Here is a 21,235-nt window from a genome sequence, read left to right on the forward strand (position 1 = left end):
GAACTTCGCGGCTGCCACCGTCCTGGCGGTGGCAGCCGTCCTCGCGCTGTCGGCAGTGCTCGCGGTGTCCGTCGTCGGCGAGGTCGAGGCACTCGGGCTCCTCGCCGGGCGGGCGACGCTCGAGCTCGCTGAGCTGCCGGTCGGCGAGACGAAGGTCGAACACATCCGGGACATCACCGCTGCGGCTGAGCGTTCCGGGGTGCGAGTCTCGCTCCTGGTTCCGGATCGTGACGGACGGCCCGGGGTGTGGACCGCCTACACGTTCCGGGGGCCGGCAACGCAACCCGGGATCGGCGCGGCGATCAGCACACGGCCGATCGGTGACGGTGGCACGCTCGACCTGCTCGGTCCGATGGCGGTCGAGGGCGACGGACGGTCGGTCCGACGGTTCACCGAGGAGCTGCGGCAGGCCGGGTACACGACGGTCGACACGACGCCCGCTCCGGTCGAGGCGCTCGTCGTGGTCCTGGCACGGCCGACCATCGCGCTCGTCGCGGTCGCCGTCCTGCTCGGACTGGGGATCGCGCTCGTCGCCGAGTCGAGACGCCGTGCCGGACGGCAGGACCTTCGCTTGCGAGCGGGCTGGTCCGGAGGGAGCGTGGCCTGCGCGGAAGCCCTGGACCTCGGTCGCCTGGCGGGCCCGGTGGCGACCGCAGCATGCGTCGGTCCGCCGGTGGCGCTCGCGGTGCACGGGGCCGGCGCTCCGGCGCTCCGGTTCACGACGGTCGTCGTCGTGGTGTGCGTCCTCGCGGCGTTGCTGGCCGCCCTCGTGCTGCACGTCGGCTGCGCCCTGCTGAGCGCTGCCGCGACCCACCGCGCTGCGGAGGCTCGATGGCCGATGGTCCTCGTCGCCGCCGCCGGCATGTCGCTCGTCATCGTGGCCGTCGCCGACGTGCAGTGCCTGCAGGACCGTCAGCGGACCACCGCCGAGGCCGAACGGATCCTGGTCGCCGAAGCTGCGCACGGGGACGACGTCGTGCTCGGGACAGCGTCGACGACCCTCGAGCAGGACCAGGCGTTGGGGGCCATCGCGACCGGAGCACTCGCGCGAGGGGACGCCAGCATGGCCTACTCCTCCTTCACGGATCGGTTCACACTGGTCGGCGACGCCAGCGCGTCCCTGCGTGCACTCGTGCCGGGCGGCCTCCCTCCGCACGGGCAACCACTCCTGCTCGTGCCCGATGCCCTCGCCAGCGAGAGCGACGCGCTCCGCGATGCGGCAGCGGCGGACATCGCAACCGGTTGGCAGGTGGAAGGACGTCAGCCTCCGCGACCACTCGACATCCGGATCCGACCGGTGCGCTCGACCGCAGCCGTCACCGAGTCCGCGATCCTCTGGACGAACGGGATCGAACCGCTGCTGCCGACGTGGCCGGACATCCCCGTGTTGGTCGTTCCCGACCCGAAGGACCTCGCACCGAACCAGGTCGGGACCGGCGTCGCGAACGGCGAGGTGCGCTTCGCCGACCGTGCGGCTCTCGAACGCCAGCTGCGAGCTGCCGGGCTCGCGGACATCGTCCTGCAGGTCGACCGCGTGGGGGCCCGCGTGGAACGGCAACTCGGAGAACTCCGGACCGAGCGCCACACGCTGCTGCTGGCCGTCGGTGCTGCGTTGTCGGCCCTCGTGCTCGCAGCGATCTCGCTCGTGGGTGAACACCGCGTCCGCACTGCTCGACTCGGGCGCGTGCAGTACCTGGTCGGACGGCACCCGCTGGTCCGGCACCGGTGGTTCCTCGTCGGCGCGAGCGGCACAGCCCTGACCACCGCCGCGGTGACGAGTGCGTTGTCGGGAGCTCGTGGGGACGTGATCCTCACCGCAGGCGTCGCCAGCGGAGCGGGAGCCCTCGTGTTGCTCGGCGTGGTGTCCGCCGTGATGCCGACGCGTCGAGCGGAAGCGTGGAGGAAGACATGGTGATCGGAGCGCCGGTGCTCGAAGTCGACGGACTGGGGTTCGACATCGGGCCCCGGAAGTTGTGGGACGAGCTGTCCCTGTCCGTCCGTCCGGGGGACGCCGTCGCAGTCCTCGGACCGTCGGGGCAGGGGAAGAGCACGCTGCTCCGATGCCTCGGCGGACTGCAGACCCCGTTGCGAGGGGCTGTCCGGTTGCGGGGCGAGGACGTGCACCGGAGTGTTCGTCGCGCCCGGCGGCTGATGCGGCGGGACCGCGTCGGGTTCGTCGTGCAGGACCACGCGGTCGTGCCGCAGTGGACGATCGAGCAGAACCTCGGCGTCGTGCGGCCGAGCGGTGTCCCTCGGCGTGAGCGCGACGAGCGGGTCCAGGAGGCGGCGAACGCGGTGGGGCTCGGGGGCCGCCTCCGGATGCGGGCGGGGTTCCTCAGCGGTGGGGAGCAGCAGCGGGTCGCCGCCGCGCGGGTGCTCGTACAACGGCCGTTGCTGGTGCTCGCGGACGAGCCGACGGCCTCGCTCGACGAGATGAGCGCGGCGCTGGTGCGGGACGCACTCGAGCAGCTCCGGAGTGCGGGGAGCGCGATCGTGGTGGCGACGCACGATGCCACGATGCAGGCGTGGGCAGGCGGTCGGATCGCCCTCTGACGCCCGTCGGTCGGAGCACAGCCACTCGTCACTCTCGTCCCCGCCCTTCCGGTCGGCCGACGATGGCGGCCCAGCGGTCGAGCTCGTCCTCGACGCGATCTGCGACCGCTGCGGGATCGTCGTGCTCCCACGAGCGGAGGACCCGCCAGCCCTCAGACGTCAGGATCGCCTGGTTCCGGGCGTCGCGCTGCCGGTTCGCCAGCAGCTTCCGGCGCCACAGCTCGGCGTTCGCCTTCGGCAGGTGCGTGTGCTCCTCGCAGTGGTGCCAGAAGCAGCCGTCGACGAAGACCGCGATCCGGGCGCGTGGGAACACGAGGTCCGGGCGGACACGGCACCGGCGGCTCACCTGCCGGTCGACGAAGAACCGACGGCCCCGGCGGTGCAGCTCCCGGCGCAGTGCGAGCTCGGGTGCCGTGTCACGCCTGCCGAAGCGGGCCATGTGGCGACGGCGTGCGTCGTCGGCTTCCCACTGTTCCACCACTCGAGCCTGTCGTGCCGAGGCGTGATCGTGGTCGCGGACGACGACGATGTGGGGGAGGTGTGCCGCTTGCCGGCTGTGCAGGAACGACCGAGGCCGCTGCTCACTCGGGTAGCCCGAGCCGCTCGCACTCCGTCCACTGCTCGGGCCGCCGCTCCGCCAACCACGCCGTGAACTCGTCGTACCCGCGGAAGTTCGTGAAGACCGTGCACTGCTTCTTCTTGCGGTCGTTCCACGCGGTCAGGCTGATGAAGGTCGGCCCACCGCCGGCCGACTGCGTCCCGTACCGGAGCACGTGGATGTCGTCGACCTCGCGACGACGGGCCTTCCCGAAGCCGGACTTCACGAGGTAGTGCCGGTCGAACACGGTCACGCGTCCGGCTGCCAGTGCGAGACCGATCAGGAGGAACAAGGCACCCACCAGGCCGATCAGCACGAACGCGGTGCTGTCCGCGCCCGGGACGACCAACTGCTCGATCACGGTTCCGAGCAGCCCGAAGACGACTGCGGCTCCGCCGAGCACGATGAGGATCTGCTGGGGGAACCTCGGCCGCTGGACGACGAACAGCGGCTCGCCGTCCGCCTTCGCCTCCGTGCCACCCCACGTGTTGATGCTGTCGCTCATCGTTCCCCCTCCGAGGGCCACCGTACCGAACGGGTCCTCCGCTCGCCCCCTCAGTCCTCCGGGATCGTCCGGACCCACTGCTCGAAGGCGAGCGCGTCCTCGTTGCTGAACACGGCGGACGGCCGGGCGTCCTGTCGGCCGGTGAAGAGGAACAGCGTCCCGTCTGCCAGCCCCGGCGTCGCATCGTCGAGCACGGACGACCTCGGCGCCACACCCTTGCGCGAGAGGAACGTCAGCTGTTCCCCGTTCGCGGACTCCGCGATGCCGGTCTCGCCGTCGAAGAACGCTGCGAGGTCCATCACGAGGAAGACGGTGCTGCCGTCCTGTGTGGTCACGAGGACGGCTGGCTTCGCGTGCGGCTGCCCGAAGGGGCGCTCGGTCACCGCCGCGGTGACGCCGGAGCCGGACCAGGGGCGGACCTGGTCGAGGGGGAGCTTCGCGACCGCGGACGGTGCGGCACGCTTCGCTGGGTGGACGGCCTCGGTGAGCAGCGCCCCGAAGAGGACGGCGAGGAACCATGCCGGCGCGGAGAACGTCTTGGTCGCGAGCAGGACGAAGAAGACGCCGAGGAATCCGACCCACACGAGATCGGGCCACCACCCGGAGCTGCGGCGTTGACCGATCGGCCACACGACGCTTCCGTACGCCAGCCCGACGAGCGTCGGCACCCAGAACGCCGACGGGCGGATCGTGCCCGTGTGGAAGTGCAGCCATACCGAGACGGCCGCGGCGATGAGCGCGATGACGGCGAGCACGATGCGTCCGCCGCGACGGTCTCGCTCGCGGGTGCTGAGCGTGGCCATGTCGTTCCCCCTCGTGCTGTCGAGCTGCGGCGCGCAGCGCCCGCCGTTGTTCCCCTGGTGTGTCCAGTCAAGCAGGACCGGCGGTGCTGGTCTGTCGGATCGGACGTGACCGTGTGGCGGACGGGAGGCGCGGTGGCGGACTGCAGCGTGCCTCCCGTCCGACGGGTGGTCACCCCTCGACGGCTGGCGGCGCCCGCGAGGAGCCCTACGATCGTGCGGGTGAGCAGCGACGTGATGCCCGGACGGTACCGGCACTTCAAGGGCGGGGAGTACGAGGTGGTCCTGGTGGCGAAGGACGTCGAGACCGAGGAGCCGGTCGTCGTGTACCAGGCGCTGTACGGGGAGCGGGGGCACTGGGTGCGGTCGCTCGCTGACTTCACGGCGCACGTGTCGCGGGACGGGTACGAGGGGCCGCGGTTCGTCCGACTCGACTGAGCGCGGGTCGACCCTAGGACGAGTGCACCGGTGCCACACTCACCCGAAGTCGCTGGCGTTGCCGTCGGCGCAGTCCGACGAGAGCTGAAGGACGGTGTTCAGGGCGCTGGAGCCCAACCCGATCTTCGGGCGTCCGTCGCCGTCGGCGCCGAGGTAGTGCAGGGGTCGGCCGTCGTTCAGCGAGGTCGTGGTCCGGTGCGTGGAGTAGCCGTTCTCCTTGAGCACGGCTTCGGCGCGGTCGATGTAGTCCTGCGGGTCGGAGGGTGACGCGCCTTCGACCGACCAGCTGAACTGCACTCCTTCGTCGGAGCGTGGTCCGCACTCGGTCGCGGCCGGCTGCCGCAGCTCCGGTAGGGCCGCTTCATCCAGTGCGCGGAGCTTCTCGACGATCGTCAGGCTCTCGCTGCGAACTTCGTCCGGGGTCATGCGCGATTCCGATCGAGTGATGGTCGGTGTGGTCTGTGGAGTTCCCGGCTGGCCCGCGCAGCCGCCCGTGAGAAGCGCAGCGGCGACGACGAGTGCCGTCGCTCCGTGTCTCTGGAGAGCGTTCATCGAGTTGTGGCCTCCGCCGTGCTCAGGAGTGACTTCGTGCCTTCGTTGCAGCATCGCGACTTGTCCTGCTTCGACGCCGCCGGATCACGAGCAGGTCGGCCGTGACGAACGCGAGCGTGACGGCGATGAACCAGACCGTGGTGGCATCGCCCGTCGACGCCGTCGCGAGCGTGGGCCCGTCGCCGGGCGTGGCGGTGATGAGACCGGGAACGCTGGTAGGTGCACCGGTGATCGCAGCGAGGGCTGTCATCACGATCGCTGCAGCAGCGAGTGTCACGACACTGCCGACCATCGATGCTGCGACGACGAAGGTGAGGCGCAAGGGCTGCATGGGGGTCTCCTGGTGGTCGGTCGTCGAGCCGTGGCCGTCGGCCGCGGCGTCGTTCTCATTTGTACTGACTCGCAGTTGAAACATCAATATGCCATCGTCTCTTGGTGCCCGTGCACCCTCCGGCAACAATGGGGTCTGATGAGTCGGTACGTGGGAGAGGTGTTCGTCGTTCGTCGCGAGGGCGTTCTCGTCGCTGAGCCGACCGGTGGTGTCGCGCGACGAGATGCCGATGCTCCTCCGCAGACGTGGTTCGCGACCATCGATGACGAGACACCAGGCCTACCGCTGATTCGCAATGGCAGGGTCTCCGCTGAGATCGAGCTCGTGCATCCTGTTCCCGACGGCGGGTCGATCGGGCGGGCCGTGCGGTTCCGACAGGCGGCCCGGACCTCCGTGCCGGCCAAGGCGGTCGTGGCCGATCGGCGAGATGACGCGATGGACCGTCTCGAGCTCGTGCCGGAGGAGTGGCAGCCCTACGAGGTGCGAGCGGGCGAGCTCGGCGCGCACGGGTGGGAGGCGTTCGTCGGCACGCTGTTCCCGCTGCCGGTCGAGGAGATCGACGCCGTGTTCGGGGCGGGTTGGGAGCAGCTCGTCCGGATCGAGCCGTGGCTCGTACCCCTTCAGACCGACGGTGGCGATCGCGCGGCGACCTGAGCGGTGACGGACGGGAGGCGCGGTGCCAGCGGGCACCGCGCCTCCCGTCCGTCACGTGGTTTCGTCAGCCGCTCGGCTGCGGTCAGCTCATCCGCGTGGAGGCGATGCCGCCGTCGACGTCGATGGTGCCGCCGGTGACGAATGTGGCTTGGTCGGAGACCACCCAGCGGACGGCGCGGGCGATGTCGACCGGCTGCACCGGGACGCCTGCCGGGGTGCCCTTCGTCATCGCGGCGAGGACGTCGGCCGAGTCGGCGTTGCCCGGGGTCGCCGTCGCTCCCGGGGCGACGGTGACGACGCGGATGCCGCGGTGGCCGTACTCGGCGGCCCAGGCGCGGGTGAGCTGTTCGACGGCGGCCTTCGTGGCGGGGTAGAGGGCCATGAAGGGGACACCGACGCGGGCCATCCACGAACCGATGTTGACGATGTGGCCGCTGCCGCGCTATGCCATGCCGGGGGCGACGGCCGCGACGAGGACGTGGGGTGCGCGGATGTTCGTGGCGAGGAGGGCATCGACGGTGTCGTCGTTGAGGGACTCGGTCGGGCCTCCCGGGTACACGCCGGCGTTGTTGACGAGGACGTCGACGTGGCCGCCGAGCTGGTCGCGGGCCTCGGCGGCGAGAGCGCGCACGACGTCGGGGCCCTGCGACAGGTCGGCGGTGAGGGCGACGGCGCGACCGCCCTGGCGCTCGATGTCCTCGGCGACGGCGCGGGTGCGCTGCTCGTCGCGGCCGTGGACGGCGACGGTCAGGCCGGCGGCGGCGAGTTCGCGGGCGATGGCCTCGCCGATGCCGCTCGAGGCGCCGGTGACGAGGGCGGTGCGGGGTGTGGTCTGGTCGTTCGGTACGGTGGTCATGGGTCGATGGTCCGGCGCGTCCGGTGGCCGCGGCTTGCCCGGATCCACGAGGACCTTGCCGGATCCTGCAGCGGCGCCTGCGCGGGCTGTCGCGGTTTTCGACGCGTGGGTAGCGTGGCGGTGTGGACGAGCGGATCGCGCAGCACCTCGACCGTGCGGCGGCGACCGCGTCCGCGTACGCAGCGGTTCCGGGGCGGGATCGGCAGGGCTCGGTTGCCCGTGTCGGGTCGGCGCACCACGCGAAGACGCTCGGGCTGACGGTGTCGAAGGTGTACGAGCCGACCGGGTTGTTCGACCGGCGGTACGAGCCGTCGTTGTCGGTCGTGCTGCGTGGGCGGAAGCGCTCGATCGTCGGGGACGACGACCAGGTGTGGGGGCGCGAGCGGTTCATCATCACGCCGGTGGACCTGCCGGTCGTCGCCGGTGTCGTGGACGCGGCGGGGGAGGACGGCTTCGTCGCCGTGGTGTGGCGGCTCGACCCGGCGGTGGTCGGGGAGGTCGTCGCCTCGATGACGGCGCCGGCTGGTGTTGCGGCTGCGGTTGCTCCGGGTTCGTCGCCGTCCGGTGCGGTGTCGTCGTTGCCACGCTTGGGGAGTTGGACGGCGCCGCTCGCCGACGCGTTCGCCCGGCTGGTCGGGTTGCTCGACGCGCCGGAGGACATCCCCGTGCTCTTCCCGCTCGTGTCCCGGGAGATCGTGCTGCGGTTGCTCCAGACGGAACAGGCACCGCGGATCACGGCGGCGCTCGACGGGACCGGGCCCTCGGTGGTCGCCGGAGCGACGGCGCTGCTCACCGGACGGATGGCCGAGGGGTGGTCGATGGAGCGGCTCGCGCGAGAGCTCCGGGTCAGCGAGTCGACGTTGTTCGCGCGGTTCAAGGAGGCGACGGGGATGACGCCGGCGCAGTACCTCAAGCGGACGCGGTTGGGGGAGGCGCGGCGGCGGATGGTGGTGCACGGAGACACGGCGGCGCGGGCTGCTGCTGTGGTGGGGTTCCGGAGTGCGTCGCACTTCTCGCGGGACTACCGGGAGGCGTACGGGAGGCCGCCGGCGGCGGACGCGGTGGTGGTGAGAGCGCAGCTCGCGCTGGCAACGGCGGTGTAGTCGCGCCGGATCGGCGGGGCAGACTGGAGGCGGGGGGCGGGTGGTGGGGTGACTCCCGCCCGGTGGGTGGTCGGTGGACCCCGTCGCTCTGCGACCACGCTTGTTCGAAGGTCAGCCGTGTTCGCGGCCGGGGAGCGGGGCGCCGTCAAGGAACGCCTCGTAGTCGGCGCGGGCGTCGTCGTCGACGGTGGGGGGGGGGGCGCAGTGGCCGTACCGGGCGTCGGTGCGGTCGCGCTTCGGTCCGGAGAGCCAGAAGCACTCGTCGGTATCGACGTCGCGAGAGTTGGCGTCCCGCATGCTCGCAAGTACCTTCACGAAGCGTTGCGAAGAGTGGCCAGCGCGCCGCGTATGCGGTTGTGGGCCAGCGCCAGCCGCTCCCGCTCCTCCGTCAGCACCTGTGCGATCAGCTTCGAGTCCGACACTTCGATCGCCTGAGCCGTCGCGGTCGCCGTCTCGCTCACCGCAGCGAAGTCCTCTGAGGTCTGCGCCTCGCGAGCCAGCATCGGCGGGTGGCGGAGTTGTGGGCGGCATCGCGGGCGCTCGCGGCGGGATTCGTCAGCTTCAGTGTGGCGATCCGCGCCGTGCTTCGGACAACGGGTCCGTGTCCTTCGCGGAAAGATCATGGCGTGCTTGCCATCCGCGAGCGCGCGCTAGTTGGTTTTCGTGTTCGTGAGGTGCGGGCCGATGTAGCCGATGAACACCTTGCCACTCCGGTCCGTGTCATCGAAGTAGTGCATGCGCGGAGCGAACGTGTCGCGATGTGTTGGTCTGAAGTGCGCGAACATCTCCTTGGGGACCAGGGTGCCCGCGGAGTCCGGGATGGTGAAGATGCGTTCTTGACGCCAACCCTTGTTCTGCAGAACTGAATCACTCTCCGTCGAGGCGTGACGATCACGTGGGCATCGGGTTCCCATCGGTCCATCGTCATTGGTGAGGTACATGTGCATGTTCCCGCTCCAGCCGCCCGCCTTCGCCTCGGCGTAATCGTGAAGAACGCGAACGTACAACCACAGCGCGGAAGCGTAGCGCCCGATGGGATCTCGCTCGTCGACGGACAGGGGACCAGCGTCGTTGCCGGTGAACTGAACTCTCGCAAACGCCGCGTGTTCTTCATCACCGGGCGTCAGCCGCGCAACCAGCTCCCTCACGCTTTCGGGACCCGCCCAGGCGCTATCATCCGGCACGATCGCCAGGGCGGCACGCTGCTCGCTGGTCATCGAAGTGCGGAGCCAATCCCGTTCCCGCCTTAGGTCAAGCGCGTCTTGCGCTTCGCTGGCGGCTACCAACTCGAGCTCATCGATGCGCTCGTTGAGTGCGAGAAGCTGATCGGCGAGCCGCGTCTCCCGAGCGCCGGCTTCAGCAAACAGCTGTTCGTAGGCTGACTTCTCGCCCGCGGCCTTCGCGAGGAGCGAATCCAGAGCATCGAAGTGGCCGTCCTCCAAGTTCGAGGCACCGAGCCAGCGTCGCACGAATCGGGCAACCCGGTCTTTCAGCCCGATGGAGAGGGCGCCGGGTTCTCGCGACTCAACGGAAGAACTGACCGTCGCCTCGGTCGTCCCCGTGTCCGTGACCGAGCGCGTCTCGACGGCCCCGCCCGTCGCGAGTGTTGTCTCGCCGCGCTCCGCGACGATCGTACTGATCCGAGCGTCCCGAATCCTCCGACTTTCGGCGTCGATGAGCAGGCGCATCCCACGTCGAACGTCCTTCGGGAGTTCGTGGCCGAGGAAGTGCTTTCGGATGCCTTCCGCGTGCAAAGACTGGAGGGGCAAAGCCACTCGGCCGCCACGTATCGAGCGAGCAAAAGTCGCCGGGCCGAGGACACGGTGTCGAGCACCGTCGGCGGGAAGTCCGAGGTCGACGTCCGTCACGAAGGTGCGGACCCGTCCCGGTGGGACACGATGTGACGGCGGGAGCATTGCAGCGAGAGCAACAGCGGCAGCATCTGTCACGACGTACGTGGCAGCCACGCCGACGCTCATCGCGGTCAAGTCGGCGATCGTCCGTTGCCAGACCTCGTCCGTGTCGCGGCTCAGCGAGGTTGCCACGACCACCGGTACTCGGCGTTCTGCGTCCTTGATCACGGCCACGAGCGCTGCGACGTCATCAACATCGACACGGACTGGCGCCGATGTGAGGTGAGCCGCCCCGTCGCGCACGACGGTCCGAGCGAGGAGGTTCCGGATGATGCGAGGAGGTGCGACGTCTCGTATCGCTCGCTCCGGCTCAACGTCGAGCATGCCCGCCTCGATCACCACCGCCTCGCCGTTCGACCGCGACGACAACGCGAACACCGAGATGAGCCAGGTACCACGATCGTTGGTCTCGACGAAACGCGTCAGGCGCCTCCGGGCTCCGTGAGCATCGTCGTCGATGGTGACCGATACAACTGCACTCTTCCCGAGCCGGACGTCGCCTTCGCCGTCCCAGTCCGCAGATTCGAGAGTTCCGCGGCGCTTTGAGCGATGCTTGGAGCGCAGCCACTGCCGCAGCTCCTCATCGGACAAGTCCAGCGCAGAGACGTCCTCTGGTAGACGAAGCACTGCCCGGTAGCCGACTGCGTGGTCGAGCACTGCTGCCTGCGCGGCTGACGCGCCGGCGCTCCCAGAGACTTCCTGCGTTGCCGAGTTTTTCCTCATCGGTCCGCGATCCGGCCCAGGTCGACATCGCCTTGAGCAGTCCGAGCAACTCGCTGCGAGGTCAGCGCAACCATCAACGCCATCGTCATACGGTCGCTGACGTTCTGCGTCATCCTCGTTCCACCGAAGAGCGCGAGCGTCTCGCGCAAGAGTGACGTCTCGGACCGAGGCCCGCCGTGACGGATCAGGTGGACCATCGCGTTGCCGATCTCCCGGAGCGCGACGACCTCGACTGGCCGGGAGTCCTGAGGAGTGGATGCCCGGAAGCCCGACCAGCCTTCGGGGTCGACGCCGATCGGCCAGACGAAGCGCTCCAGCGCACTCCAGCGCAACATGGGTGGCACGAGCGCCGAGATCGCCTGCGCCCGAGCTGCGTGCACACGATCCAGGCCGAACGAGTTCGCCACCATGCGCACCAAACGCTCCTCGGCGATCGGCCCTTCCGCCTGGACCACCTCGACCAACAGCGCTTGGACACGAGCAGCGTTCTGCGGGAGATCGATCGCGTCGAGGACGGAGACGTCCCCGTACAGATCAGCCTGCGACCACGGACGGAACCGCTCGACCTCTCCGATTGCGGCCACTTCACGAGTGAAGGCGTCTTGCTCGACCTGCGAGGCAGGGGAGACGTGCAAGCGCGACGTGCCTGGCTCATCGCGGCCTCCGCCCCCCGCGCGAGCGTCGAGGCGGACGTCGACTGGGTCATCCGAGGGCTCGGGAGTTGGTTCGAAGAGGTCTGTCCGGGCTGCGAAGTCGATCGGCGACACCGGGAGCGAGTGGTCAACCGTGGACCCGTTCGGATCTTCCGAGGACGCCAACGCCCCTGGCAGCTCGTCGAGCACGTCGTCGATCGCCGTCGAAACGGCGGTTGTCGCATCAGCGGCAACGACCCGCTCCTCATGTGCCTTCTGCAGCGAGTCGACGATCGAGTCGACCACGACGCCGTGGTCCGTCAGCCACTGCGGCATCCACACCCGCCGGACGCTCGGCCAGTGCATCAGGTTCTTGAGGACCTCCAGCGGGAGTGCGTCCCGGTCAGCGACCGTAGCGCGTGCTGCCCAGGCGGGGGTGTCGAGCAACACTGCGAGCAGCGGCTCCGTCGGGTTCGACGGGTGGGCCACAGCGATGTCGACCTTGAAATCGGACAGTCCCACGTCCGTCTGGACGGCGAGCCCGCGCGCAACCAGCTCCGAGGCGATCTCGTCGCGGTGCCGGTCCGTCAAGATGGTGTCGTCCCGTACGCCGAGGGCTGCTCGGGCACCGCGCTGTGCCAGCTCGAGGTAAGCGCGCAGGTGCTTGATGCCCAACGAGGTCGTCTCGTCAGCGCGGAGGTCCTGCGGGTCGAAACTGGAGAACAGCACCACCTGCCGTCGTGCACGGGTCACTGCCACGTTCAGTCTCCGCTCACCGCCAGGGCTCGTGAGCGGCCCGAAGTTGAGCGGGAGGACGCCTCTTGAATTCTTGCTGAAGGCGGTGGAGAACAGGATCGTGTCGCGCTCGTCCCCCTGCACGTTCTCGAGGTTCTTCACGAACAAGCCGTCCACGGCCGAATCGAGCGCCTCGTTGATGCGTGGGTCTTCGAGCGCACGCAGGAGCTCCTCCACCAGGGACCGCTGCTGCGCGTTGAAGGTCACTACACCGAGCGACGGGACGAGGTCGGGCGAGGCCGCGAATCGTCGCTGGATCTCCGCGACGATCGCACGGGCCTCGACCGGGTTCGTCCGGAGGTTCTGTCGGGTCGTACCTTCCTGCCCTGCGCGCATGAACTGGCCGCCGACACGTCGGAGGGACACCCCATGACCGTCGACGCCTGCGGATGCCTCACCAAGAGCAGGTGCGGGGAAGGACGTGAGCTGGTCGTCGTAGTAGTACCGGTTGCTGAACGCGATGAGCGACTCGTCCTGGCTGCGGTAGTGCCAGGTCAACTGGAAACGGTCCACGCGGGCCTGCACACACTGGGCGAGGATCGACTCCTCGTCGACCGCCACCTGTTCGGCAGCGCCGTTCTCGTCGTCGTCCGAGTCGTCGATCGAGGTCTCCGCGAACGAGGTCGGTGGCATCTGCTTCGAGTCACCGACCACGACCACCGCCTTCGCCCGCCCCATGGCACCGATCGCATCCGCCACCCGTACTTGGGAGGCTTCGTCGAAGACGACGAGGTCGAACAGGCCCGGTGTCGCTTCGAAGAACCGTGCGACTGAGTCGGGGCTCACCAGGACGCAGGGGGTCAGTTCGGTCACGTACTGGCCGTATCGCGACATGAGCTCGCGGACCGGCATGAGCTTGCGCACCTTCGACGAGCGCACCTCGGCGAGGAACTGCCCGGCGCCGCCGGACGCGGTGGTCTCGTTGAACGTCCGCCGGGTGACGACCTTCTCGGGAATGACGCGCGGGAGGTGCTCCCGCAGATCACGAGCGGCGTCGACGTACCGTCCGATCTTGTGTTCGTGGGAGGCAGGGTCGAACTGGTCGAGCCCCGTGGCGCGTGCCCGTTCAAGTCGCATCGCGGTCGCGAGCCCCCGGTCGAAAGCCTCGAGCGCGTCCTCGGATCCCTGGGAGCCGGTGAGCAGCACCTCGTACGCGTCGTGCAGTCCCGCGGCGCAGAGCGGCTCGAGGACGGACAGCCAGTCCGTCCAAGCCTCGGGAGTGCACCCGTCACGAGATGCTCCCGAACGGCCGTCGCGGGTCGCGTTCCAACGGAGGATCGGCAGCTCTTCACCGAGCCAGGAAAGCCACGCCGCGCTCGAGGCGAGCACTTCGAGAGCGGATGAGAACGCGACGACCTGGTCGCGGAGCTCGGGCTGCGGAGCACCGGAACGGGTCGCGTAGGCGAACAACGCTCGACGGAACCGTCGGCCTTCCGCATCCTCGCTCGTACCGCCGGTCACATCGGCCAGCCAGCTCAACCACCGGACTTCGGTCGCGAGCGAAGCACGGGCGTCCTGGTCGAGCGGACTCCATCCCGCGCGGATGACGAGACCCGGGATCACCGCGATGCTGCTGGCGAGGTCCCGAGCAGCCTGCTGCATGTCCGCCGCCCGCGCCGTCAGTGCCACGAGCCGATCCGGATCGATGACCACACCCGGAACCGTGTACGGAACGACTTCGTCGGCAACACTCTGAAGGCGTTTCTTGCGACCGAAGATGCTCGACGTCGCGGCGGTGGCGGCCTCCCTGGCAATCGCAGCGAGATCCGTTCGAAGCGATTCCGGGCGGATCACGGCGAGCACGTCGGCGTAGCGCTGCGAGAACGTGTGGACCTGGTCCTGAACGGCGGCTGTCGCATCACGCCACCGCTGCGTCCCGGCTTCGGTGAGCACGGCCGCGGCGACGGGCGGTGCCTCGACGATCGAGGCAAGGGCTCGGAAGTGCTCTGGCCTCGTGGCATTGGTCAGGGCTTCGGCGTAGGAGCCGAGCGTCGGGTCGTCGCGCGCCGGAACCATGTCGACCACACGATCGAACTCGACGGCGCGGGCACGCAGGACTTCAGGATCGGTACCGGCCGAGGCGAAGGCCCATGGGTGATCGGCGACCGGGCGCGCCCGCAGTGCGACGTCCGGCGCTTCTCTGAGTGCTCGACGGATCGAGTTGATGTCCGACTCCGTGATGCGTGCCGCGACGTCGACCGGGATCTCGAGCGTCCTTGTGATGTCGGCGGTCGCGAGCTCCGAGTTGCGTGCCATGTAGAACGAGCGACCAGACTCGTTCGTCTCATGCAGCCTCCGGGCGTACCTGCTGAGGCCACGGCGGTTCTGCGAGACTGCGTCGCCGGTGCGGACCACCGCTTCGTGGTCGACCCGCGGCCGTTGCGCGAGCGCCTCCCGGAGACGAGCGCGCACCTCAGCGGGCTTTGCTCCCTTGTCGTGCAGGTCGAGGGTGAAGGGCGCGAGTCCGACCGCGTCGAGTCGTCGTTGAACGACCTGGAGGGCGGCGCGCTTCTCTGCGACGAACAGCACGCGCCTGCCATCGGCGATCGACTTCGCAAGCAGGTTTGTGATGGTCTGCGACTTCCCCGTACCGGGCGGGCCCTCGAGCACGAACGTGCGCCCGGCCATCGCAGCAGCGACCGCCTCGAGTTGCGAGGAGTCAGCCGGCACAGGGAGGTCGGACAACAGCTCGTCGAGCTCGTCCGTCCCGGCCGAGGCATGTTCGAGGTCGACCTGGTCGCCGACGAAGCGCTCGGTCGGTGACTCGATCAGGTGCTGCACGAGCGGATTGGTCGACAGAGCCGCCCAGTTCTCGTCGAGGTCCTTCCAGAGGCGGAACTTCGCGAACTGCAGGATGGCGAGGTCGACCGTGGGTTCGACGACGGCGTCGATGCCGGCACGGATGATCGCCGCTCGCGTGCCCGCCAAGACCTGCTCCACGTCGATACCCGACGCGTCGGACTTCGGGTCGGCGAGCGCAGGGATCCGGATGCGATGCTCTGCCCAGATCTTCTCGAGGAGGCAGTAGTTCGGAGTGGACATACCGGATTCGTCGAGGACGACCTCGTACGCGCCGCCGCGCGTCCTGGCCTTCAGCGTGACGGGCACGAGGATGAGCGGGGAACGGACCTGCTTGCTCTTGACCGTCCAGACCATCGACCCGAGTGCGACGTACAGGTTGTTGGATCCGGTCTCCTCGACGACGGTCTTCGCCTTGTGCGCGAGCGTCTGAAAGTGGCGTGAGTAGCGGTCGACGGAGACGTCCCCGTAGACCGTCTTGTTGCCTCGGAACAGCTCGGTCTTGTCATCGTCGGGGAGGGACGCTGCTGACCGCACGCCGCGTTGCAGGAGCACCTCGGGGAGGTCGTTCGAAGCCCGGATCGTGAAGGGCCTACCGGAGTTCAGGTAGTCCTCGAACTCGGCGAGTCCGTTCGACGCCAGGTACAGCTCGAAGCGGGCCCGGTCCGTGAAGTTGATCAAGCGGTTCCGCAGGCTCAGGTCGAGCAGGTTGTTCTTCCACTGCTTCACGCGAGGGGGCGTGGAGTCCTCTGCGGACTCGGTCGCTGCACCGGAGTCCGCTGGGACGTACTCAGCGAGACGCGCGTGCTCGACTTGGTACTCGACGACTCGCACCTCTCCGTCCTCGGTGACGGTCCGCGCCGGCAACGGGAGGATCTCGCTCCGGCGTGCGAGGAAGACGTCGACGACACCCTGGATGTCGTGGAGCTCCTCCGACAGGTGACGTGCCCCGGCAGCGATCACGTCGGCGAGCGAAGCCGCCGAGCCGTCCGTGGTGAGCATCGTGGTCTCGATAGGGGTCACGGCCCCGATGTCGACCAGGTTCTTCAGCGTGACCCCGGGGGAGACGAGTGACGGCATCGGCGTGTCGAAGCGCGTGTAGGCGAGGAAGGCGTGCCGGCGCATGACGATCAGCAGCGGGCGGATCCCTGCCCACTCCAGCGCAGCAGCCAGCACCACCGTCGTGTCGAGACAGGTGCCGAATCGGCCTTCGAGCACTTCTGCCGGGGTCCTCACCTGCTGGCCCGCGCCGGCCCAGCTCGCGGGCGGCATGCTGTAGCGGACCTGGCGGTCGCGCATCGCTCGTACGATCGCAGCGACCGTCTCATCGACGCGCTCAGGCCCCTCCTGGTAGCCGCTCAGGCTTCCTCGCCCCGTCTCGGCCGCCAGGATCGTCGACGCCTCGTCGAGGAGCGAGGTCAGCGCCGGATGGTTCGGCTGCACGTGCGCCGCGAGCATCTCCTCCGACAGCTGGGTGCCGCCGTCGACCCACTGGTGGGCGGCAACGAGGTGGACCTCAGCGGCGGTTGTGGCGAGAAGCTCGTCGCCGTCGCGAAGCGTGGCCGTGACGACGGCAGGACGAGCGGCCTCCACCGTCGCGGTGACTGCCGGATCGAGCCGGAACCCGAGATCGTGCTTCTCGATCTCGGACTGCGGCGCCAGGTCGAAGAAGTGCTCCCTCGGCTCGCCGAGCGAGAGCCCAGCTGAGGAGACCTCGATCGTGAGCCGCGCGTCTCGAACGTTCGCGCCGTCGTGTCTGATGCGGACGGCGTTCACCACCGCGATCCGGTTGTGCGCCATCGCGTAGCTGATGAGCGGAGCACACTCGATCACGAGTTCCGTGGACCTCGTCGCCGTACCTGCCGCGCCCGATGCCGAGGCGGCCGAGGCCGAGTCGGTTGCCGAAGCTGCGTGCGTTGCTTCCACGGACGCGGTGTTCGTGCGCGTCGCGGTCCGCTCGGCCATTGACGACTGGAACGTCCGCCGGAGCTCCGTCGCCTCCGCTGCTCGCTCATCGGCTCCCACGGCCTCGAGGAGACGCACGGTCGTGTCGAGGGCCCGGTAGGTGTCTGCTTCGTCGAAGACGGCGTTGTGTGCCCACCGGTTCCGGACATCGCGCAGCTCGCCTGCGAGTCGTCGCCCGTTGTGGTCGAGGTCGAAGGGGAACCCGAGCTGCGGCAACTTCTCGGTCAGGGCACGGAGGACGACCTGCAGGTCGTGTTCGTCGTACTGGGTGTTCGACCGGCCGTGCTTCTGCTGGTCGAGCAGCTGAATGAGTTGGGGCCACCGCGCTCCGGACGAGATGCGGGGCTGCAGGACGTCACTGACGAACGGCTGCAGGCCGGCGACCGCGACTCGTAGCGCTGCTCCGACGTACTCGACGTCCTCGGGGCCGTTCGTCATCGCAGCGTCCTCTCGTGCAGGTCGTGAGCGCGGTTCGGTGAACGGCGCCTCCGGAGCAGCCGACGGTTGTACGGAAACCCCCGCCGACACCGACTCACCTTGCCATGAGCCGCCGTCATCACTGGCACGGGCCGAAAGAAGCGCTGAGTCGAGCGTCGCCTCGTCGATCATCGGGACGCCGTACTGCCGCGCCTTCCTCGCCTTGCCGCTCAGGCTGTCCGGGTCTGCCGCGACGAGCAGGGTCGTCTTCTTCGTCACCGCCGCGCCTACGGTGACACCGAGCGCGCGCAGCTCGCCTTCGATGTCCGCTCGGGGGCGACGCATCTCGCCCGTCAGCACGACGATCGTCGCTGCGTCGAGCTGCAGCGGCCGCTCAGCGGCCGGTGTGCCGAACTGCGTCGGGCTACCAGCGGACCCTGCGAGCGCCGCCCGCACGACGTCGGACGGGACCCGCAGCAGCTCGGCCACACGGTCGACTTGCGCCCGTTCGGAGGGATCGAGCACGCCGTCGCGCAGTGCGGCGTGGGCGAGTGTGTGCACGTACTCCTGGTGAAGTCGGGCACGCTGATCCGCCGGCATCGCGAGGTGTTCGGCGAGATCGTCGAGCGCGCTTGATTCGTCGATGGTGAGGAACCCGTCCGCGACGGCACGGTCGACGAGAGCGAGGTACTCCTGTTCGGTGTGGTCGGTGCTCGCCGGCAGGAATTCGACCGCGCGGTCCATCGCGCTCGTGGCTGGGGCGGCCGAGGCGCGGCGTCGGGGCAGCCACTTCGGTCCACTCGCTCGGGGGCGTCCCCAGGTGAGTGTCACGCCGGTCTCGAGACGTTCATCCCAGCGCCGCCGGTCCTCCGCGGGGTCCTGCATGTAGGCGCCGAGGAGCCGAGCGGTCGCGCGGGCGTCTGCGAGTGCTTCGTGCGCGTCGACCAGGTCGATGTCGAACGCGGAGCAGCAGTCGGCGAGGTTCCGCGCGGCACCGGGCAGGAAAGTGCTCGCGAGTCGCATCGTGCACACCGAGTTGTCCGTCGTGCACGGGAACGGCGCGCCGGCGCGAGCGAACTCCGCCTGCAGGAAGGAGACTTCGAAGCGTACGTTGTGGGCGACGAGCGTCCGTCCCTGAAAGAGGTCGGTCAGGTCGCCGACAATGTCAGCGAACGTCGGCGCACCGATGACGTCCGCTCCGCGGAGACGGTGGATGTGCGTGGGCCCGAGGTCTCGGTTCGGGTTGACGACTGTCTCGAACTCGCGCTCGATCCGCCCGCGTTCGTCGACGAGGACGACGGCGATCTCGATCACTCGGTGGCCTGTCTTGGGAGACAGCCCCGTCGTCTCGAGGTCGACCACTGCGAAACCCTTGCTGGTCATCGGTTGCTCCCCGTTCCGGTGCGGACACCCACCCACAAGCCGTCCCGTGCTCGTGTCATGCCGACGTAGAGCTCCTGGCGACCACGCTCCCGCCGCTCCCGTTCGGTCTCCGATGGCTCGGCCGGGGCAGCATCGAGCAGCCGGGGGTCGACGTGTGCGAGCAGCACCTGTTTGAACTCGAGCCCCTTCGCCCGCTTCACGGTCCCCACGCGAACCGCGTCGGAGGTCCGACCCGCGTACTCCTGCAGGGAGACGGTCGGGACACCGGCTCGCCCGAGCGCCTCGACGACGTCGTTCGCCTGCCGGTTCGTCGCCGTGAGGATGCCGATGTCACCGTGACCGGTCCCGACGAGCCGGAGGACCTCGGTCAGCCGGTCGAGCATCGCCCTATCGTGATCCGCACGACTGCTGAAGTGCGTCATCGTCGGAGCAGCACCGGAACGCGAGACGTCGGACACCGCGTCCCCGACCCCGTCGACACCCTCGATGTCCACGAACTGGTCGTCCGCCACCATCTCCCTCGCGAACTCGAGGATCTCGGCGGTGTTCCGGTGGTTGACGTCGAGCACCACGCCTCGCCCCGACAGGTTGATGCCGACCTCGCCGAGCGTGTACCCGCCGGGGTAGATCGTCTGCTGCCCGTCGCCGATGAGCGTCAGCCCGTCCGCGCGGTCGCCCACGAGCTGGTGCACCAGCGCGACCATCGCGCACGACAGGTCCTGCGCCTCGTCCACGATGACCGCGTCGTATCGCTCGAGCGGCACCGCGCGCAGCGCGTCGAGGGCGAGCAACACGATGTCCTCCCAATCGTGCACGCGGCGGTCGCGCAGCCCTCGCGTGTACGCCTCGTACAGGTCCCAGACGGCCTGTCGCGTCTCCAGCGGGAGCGCGTGTCTGCGCCCGACGCGCGCCAGGTCCGCATACTCGTCGAACCGCGTCAGGCCGCGGCCCTTGATGACGTGCTTGATCTCGTCTTCCCAGTACGAGCGCGAGAATCGCGACGACCGCAACGGACTGGAGGCGCGGATTGCGTTCCACGCGTCGTCGAACGCAAACTGGGCCTCCCGGCCAGGAGCGCGGAACGCGATGCCGCGTTCCTTCAGGAGGCGAGACGCGATCGCGTGGACGCCCATGAAGTCGACGCGACCGACCATGTCGGGTGCGAGGCGTTCGAGGAGTGCCTCGAGGACCTTCGGCAGGGTGCGGATGTACGTGGTGAAGAGGACGCGACCACCGGTGGCGCGCGCGAGGTAGGCGGCGCGGTGCAGGCCGACCACGGTCTTGCCGGTGCCGGCGGCGCCGCGGATGCGAGCGGGGCCGTTGAAGTTGCGGCGGACGAGCTTGGCCTGAGCGGGGTCGAGGAAGGCCATCCAGTCCTCGATGGGTGCTTCGAGAACGCCGTCGAGGAGGTGGTCGACTGTTTCGTCGTCGAGCGTCGGCGCCGGCTCACGGGGGAGGACCGGGGCGGGGACGACGAGCTGCTGCGGTGCCGCCGGTGCCTCGCCGATGACGGGGAAGTGCTCGAGGAGCGTGGCGAGGACCTCGTTGACGCGCTTCGCGGAGAGCCGTGCGCCGCGCTTCGTGACGTGTCCGATCAGGTCGTGTACGCCGACGATGTCGACGGAGGCGACCCTGGCGTGCATCATCTTCTGACCGGCGAGTGCGGCGACCGCGTGAACCTCGCCGGGTGCGAGACCGATGTCCACGAGGGCGGCCTCGGTGCTGTAGGCGAGGTCGGCGAGGCGGGCGATGTCGTCGGTGACGTCCTCCTGGCCGCGGGTGATCCGGTCGTTGTGGACGGCGACGTCGCGCCACGCCTTCGTGTCGACGATGAAGACGCCGGAGCGGCCGACGACGACCATGTCGACCTGGGCGTTGCGGCTGCCGGGCCAGCGGCGGTCGGCGAGGAGGTGGTAGCCGATGCCGGCGAGTGGGGCGAGGACGCGGGCGGTCTCGCTCTCGGTGCGTTCGGCGATCTCGAAACGGGCAGCTTGTTGCTCGGCATCGTGGGCGCGGCGGCGGTGTTCGGCTGCGAGGCCTCGTTGGCGGCGGGCTTCGGTGCCTGCCGATTCTCCGGCGAGGGTCATGGTGGTTCCCACGGGGATCTTGCTCGTGGCACCGGGCGTCTTCCCCTGGGCGCGCGGTGCTGAATCATCCTCGTGGGCTGTGAGCAGGAGCGGCAGTACCCGTTCGGGGCGCAGATGCCGTGAGTACCGAG

Annotated in this window: 15 protein-coding genes and 1 pseudogene; 5 read left to right on the plus strand and 11 right to left on the minus strand. The window is 69.3% G+C overall.

The genetic code is table 11. The features are described from left to right. The first annotated feature begins 28 nt into the window (after window positions 1-28). On the plus strand, window positions 29-1,915 hold the full coding sequence (locus PIJ49_RS09310; RefSeq protein ID WP_271826421.1) for a hypothetical protein: 1,887 nt from the start codon (window positions 29-31) through the stop codon (window positions 1,913-1,915). Continuing rightward, a complete protein-coding gene (locus PIJ49_RS09315; RefSeq protein ID WP_209683259.1) occupies window positions 1,909-2,553 on the plus strand; it encodes an ABC transporter ATP-binding protein in 645 nt (214 codons plus the stop codon). The genes PIJ49_RS09310 and PIJ49_RS09315 overlap by 7 nt, the downstream gene beginning before the upstream one ends. Before the next feature lie 28 nt (window positions 2,554-2,581). Here PIJ49_RS09315 and vsr read toward each other — a convergent pair whose 3' ends face one another. From vsr to PIJ49_RS09330, 3 genes are all read right to left on the minus strand, one after another. Next, on the minus strand, window positions 2,582-3,031 hold the full coding sequence (gene vsr, locus PIJ49_RS09320; RefSeq protein WP_271826422.1) for a DNA mismatch endonuclease Vsr: 450 nt from the start codon (window positions 3,029-3,031) through the stop codon (window positions 2,582-2,584). A gap of 103 nt (window positions 3,032-3,134) precedes the next feature. After that, window positions 3,135-3,656 (minus strand): hypothetical protein, encoded by a 522-nt coding sequence (locus PIJ49_RS09325; protein ID WP_209683256.1) that lies wholly within the window; start codon window positions 3,654-3,656, stop codon window positions 3,135-3,137. Between the two features lie 50 nt (window positions 3,657-3,706). Beyond that, a complete protein-coding gene (locus tag PIJ49_RS09330) occupies window positions 3,707-4,459 on the minus strand; it encodes a hypothetical protein (RefSeq protein ID WP_209683253.1) in 753 nt (250 codons plus the stop codon). A 219-nt stretch (window positions 4,460-4,678) separates the two neighbouring features. Here PIJ49_RS09330 and PIJ49_RS09335 point away from each other — a divergent pair, with 219 nt between their 5' ends. After that, window positions 4,679-4,894 (plus strand): DUF1653 domain-containing protein, encoded by a 216-nt coding sequence (locus tag PIJ49_RS09335; protein WP_271826423.1) that lies wholly within the window; start codon window positions 4,679-4,681, stop codon window positions 4,892-4,894. Window positions 4,895-4,933: 39 nt separating this feature from the next. Here the strand turns inward: PIJ49_RS09335 and PIJ49_RS09340 are convergent, their stop codons facing one another. Continuing rightward, window positions 4,934-5,320, minus strand: coding sequence for a hypothetical protein (locus PIJ49_RS09340; protein WP_209683250.1), 387 nt, complete (start codon window positions 5,318-5,320; stop codon window positions 4,934-4,936). 148 nt (window positions 5,321-5,468) lie between these two features. Then, entirely contained in the window at window positions 5,469-5,861 is a 393-nt protein-coding gene (locus PIJ49_RS09345) for an LPXTG cell wall anchor domain-containing protein (RefSeq protein WP_209683247.1), read from the minus strand. A 66-nt stretch (window positions 5,862-5,927) separates the two neighbouring features. Between PIJ49_RS09345 and PIJ49_RS09350 the strand changes: the two genes are divergently transcribed. Continuing rightward, window positions 5,928-6,431 (plus strand): hypothetical protein, encoded by a 504-nt coding sequence (locus PIJ49_RS09350; protein ID WP_271826424.1) that lies wholly within the window; start codon window positions 5,928-5,930, stop codon window positions 6,429-6,431. An 82-nt stretch (window positions 6,432-6,513) separates the two neighbouring features. Here PIJ49_RS09350 and PIJ49_RS09355 read toward each other — a convergent pair. After that, window positions 6,514-7,287: pseudogene (locus PIJ49_RS09355) on the minus strand (SDR family NAD(P)-dependent oxidoreductase). Window positions 7,288-7,409: 122 nt separating this feature from the next. On the opposite strand from PIJ49_RS09355, the gene PIJ49_RS09360 reads away from it, so the two are divergent. Further along, window positions 7,410-8,390 (plus strand): AraC family transcriptional regulator, encoded by a 981-nt coding sequence (locus PIJ49_RS09360; protein WP_271826425.1) that lies wholly within the window; start codon window positions 7,410-7,412, stop codon window positions 8,388-8,390. A 111-nt stretch (window positions 8,391-8,501) separates the two neighbouring features. Here PIJ49_RS09360 and PIJ49_RS09365 read toward each other — a convergent pair whose 3' ends face one another. The 5 genes from PIJ49_RS09365 to PIJ49_RS09385 all read right to left on the minus strand — a co-directional run bounded on the left by PIJ49_RS09365 (window position 8,502) and on the right by PIJ49_RS09385 (window position 21,116). Next, window positions 8,502-8,687, minus strand: a complete 186-nt coding sequence (locus tag PIJ49_RS09365; RefSeq protein WP_271826426.1) for a hypothetical protein — start codon at window positions 8,685-8,687, stop codon at window positions 8,502-8,504. Between the two features lie 14 nt (window positions 8,688-8,701). Further along, window positions 8,702-8,851 (minus strand): hypothetical protein, encoded by a 150-nt coding sequence (locus PIJ49_RS09370; protein ID WP_271826427.1) that lies wholly within the window; start codon window positions 8,849-8,851, stop codon window positions 8,702-8,704. 189 nt (window positions 8,852-9,040) lie between these two features. After that, entirely contained in the window at window positions 9,041-10,960 is a 1,920-nt protein-coding gene (locus tag PIJ49_RS09375; protein WP_271826428.1) for a hypothetical protein, read from the minus strand. Window positions 10,961-11,022: 62 nt separating this feature from the next. Further along, window positions 11,023-19,017 (minus strand): anti-phage protein ProA, encoded by a 7,995-nt coding sequence (gene proA, locus PIJ49_RS09380; protein WP_271826429.1) that lies wholly within the window; start codon window positions 19,015-19,017, stop codon window positions 11,023-11,025. Further along, on the minus strand, window positions 19,014-21,116 hold the full coding sequence (locus PIJ49_RS09385) for a nuclease-related domain-containing DEAD/DEAH box helicase (RefSeq protein WP_271826430.1): 2,103 nt from the start codon (window positions 21,114-21,116) through the stop codon (window positions 19,014-19,016). Before PIJ49_RS09385 ends, proA begins: the two co-directional genes overlap by 4 nt. Window positions 21,117-21,235: the final 119 nt, after the last annotated feature.

It is taken from the genome of Curtobacterium uvaldense (assembly GCF_028307415.1).
Classification (GTDB): Bacteria; Actinomycetota; Actinomycetes; order Actinomycetales; family Microbacteriaceae; genus Curtobacterium.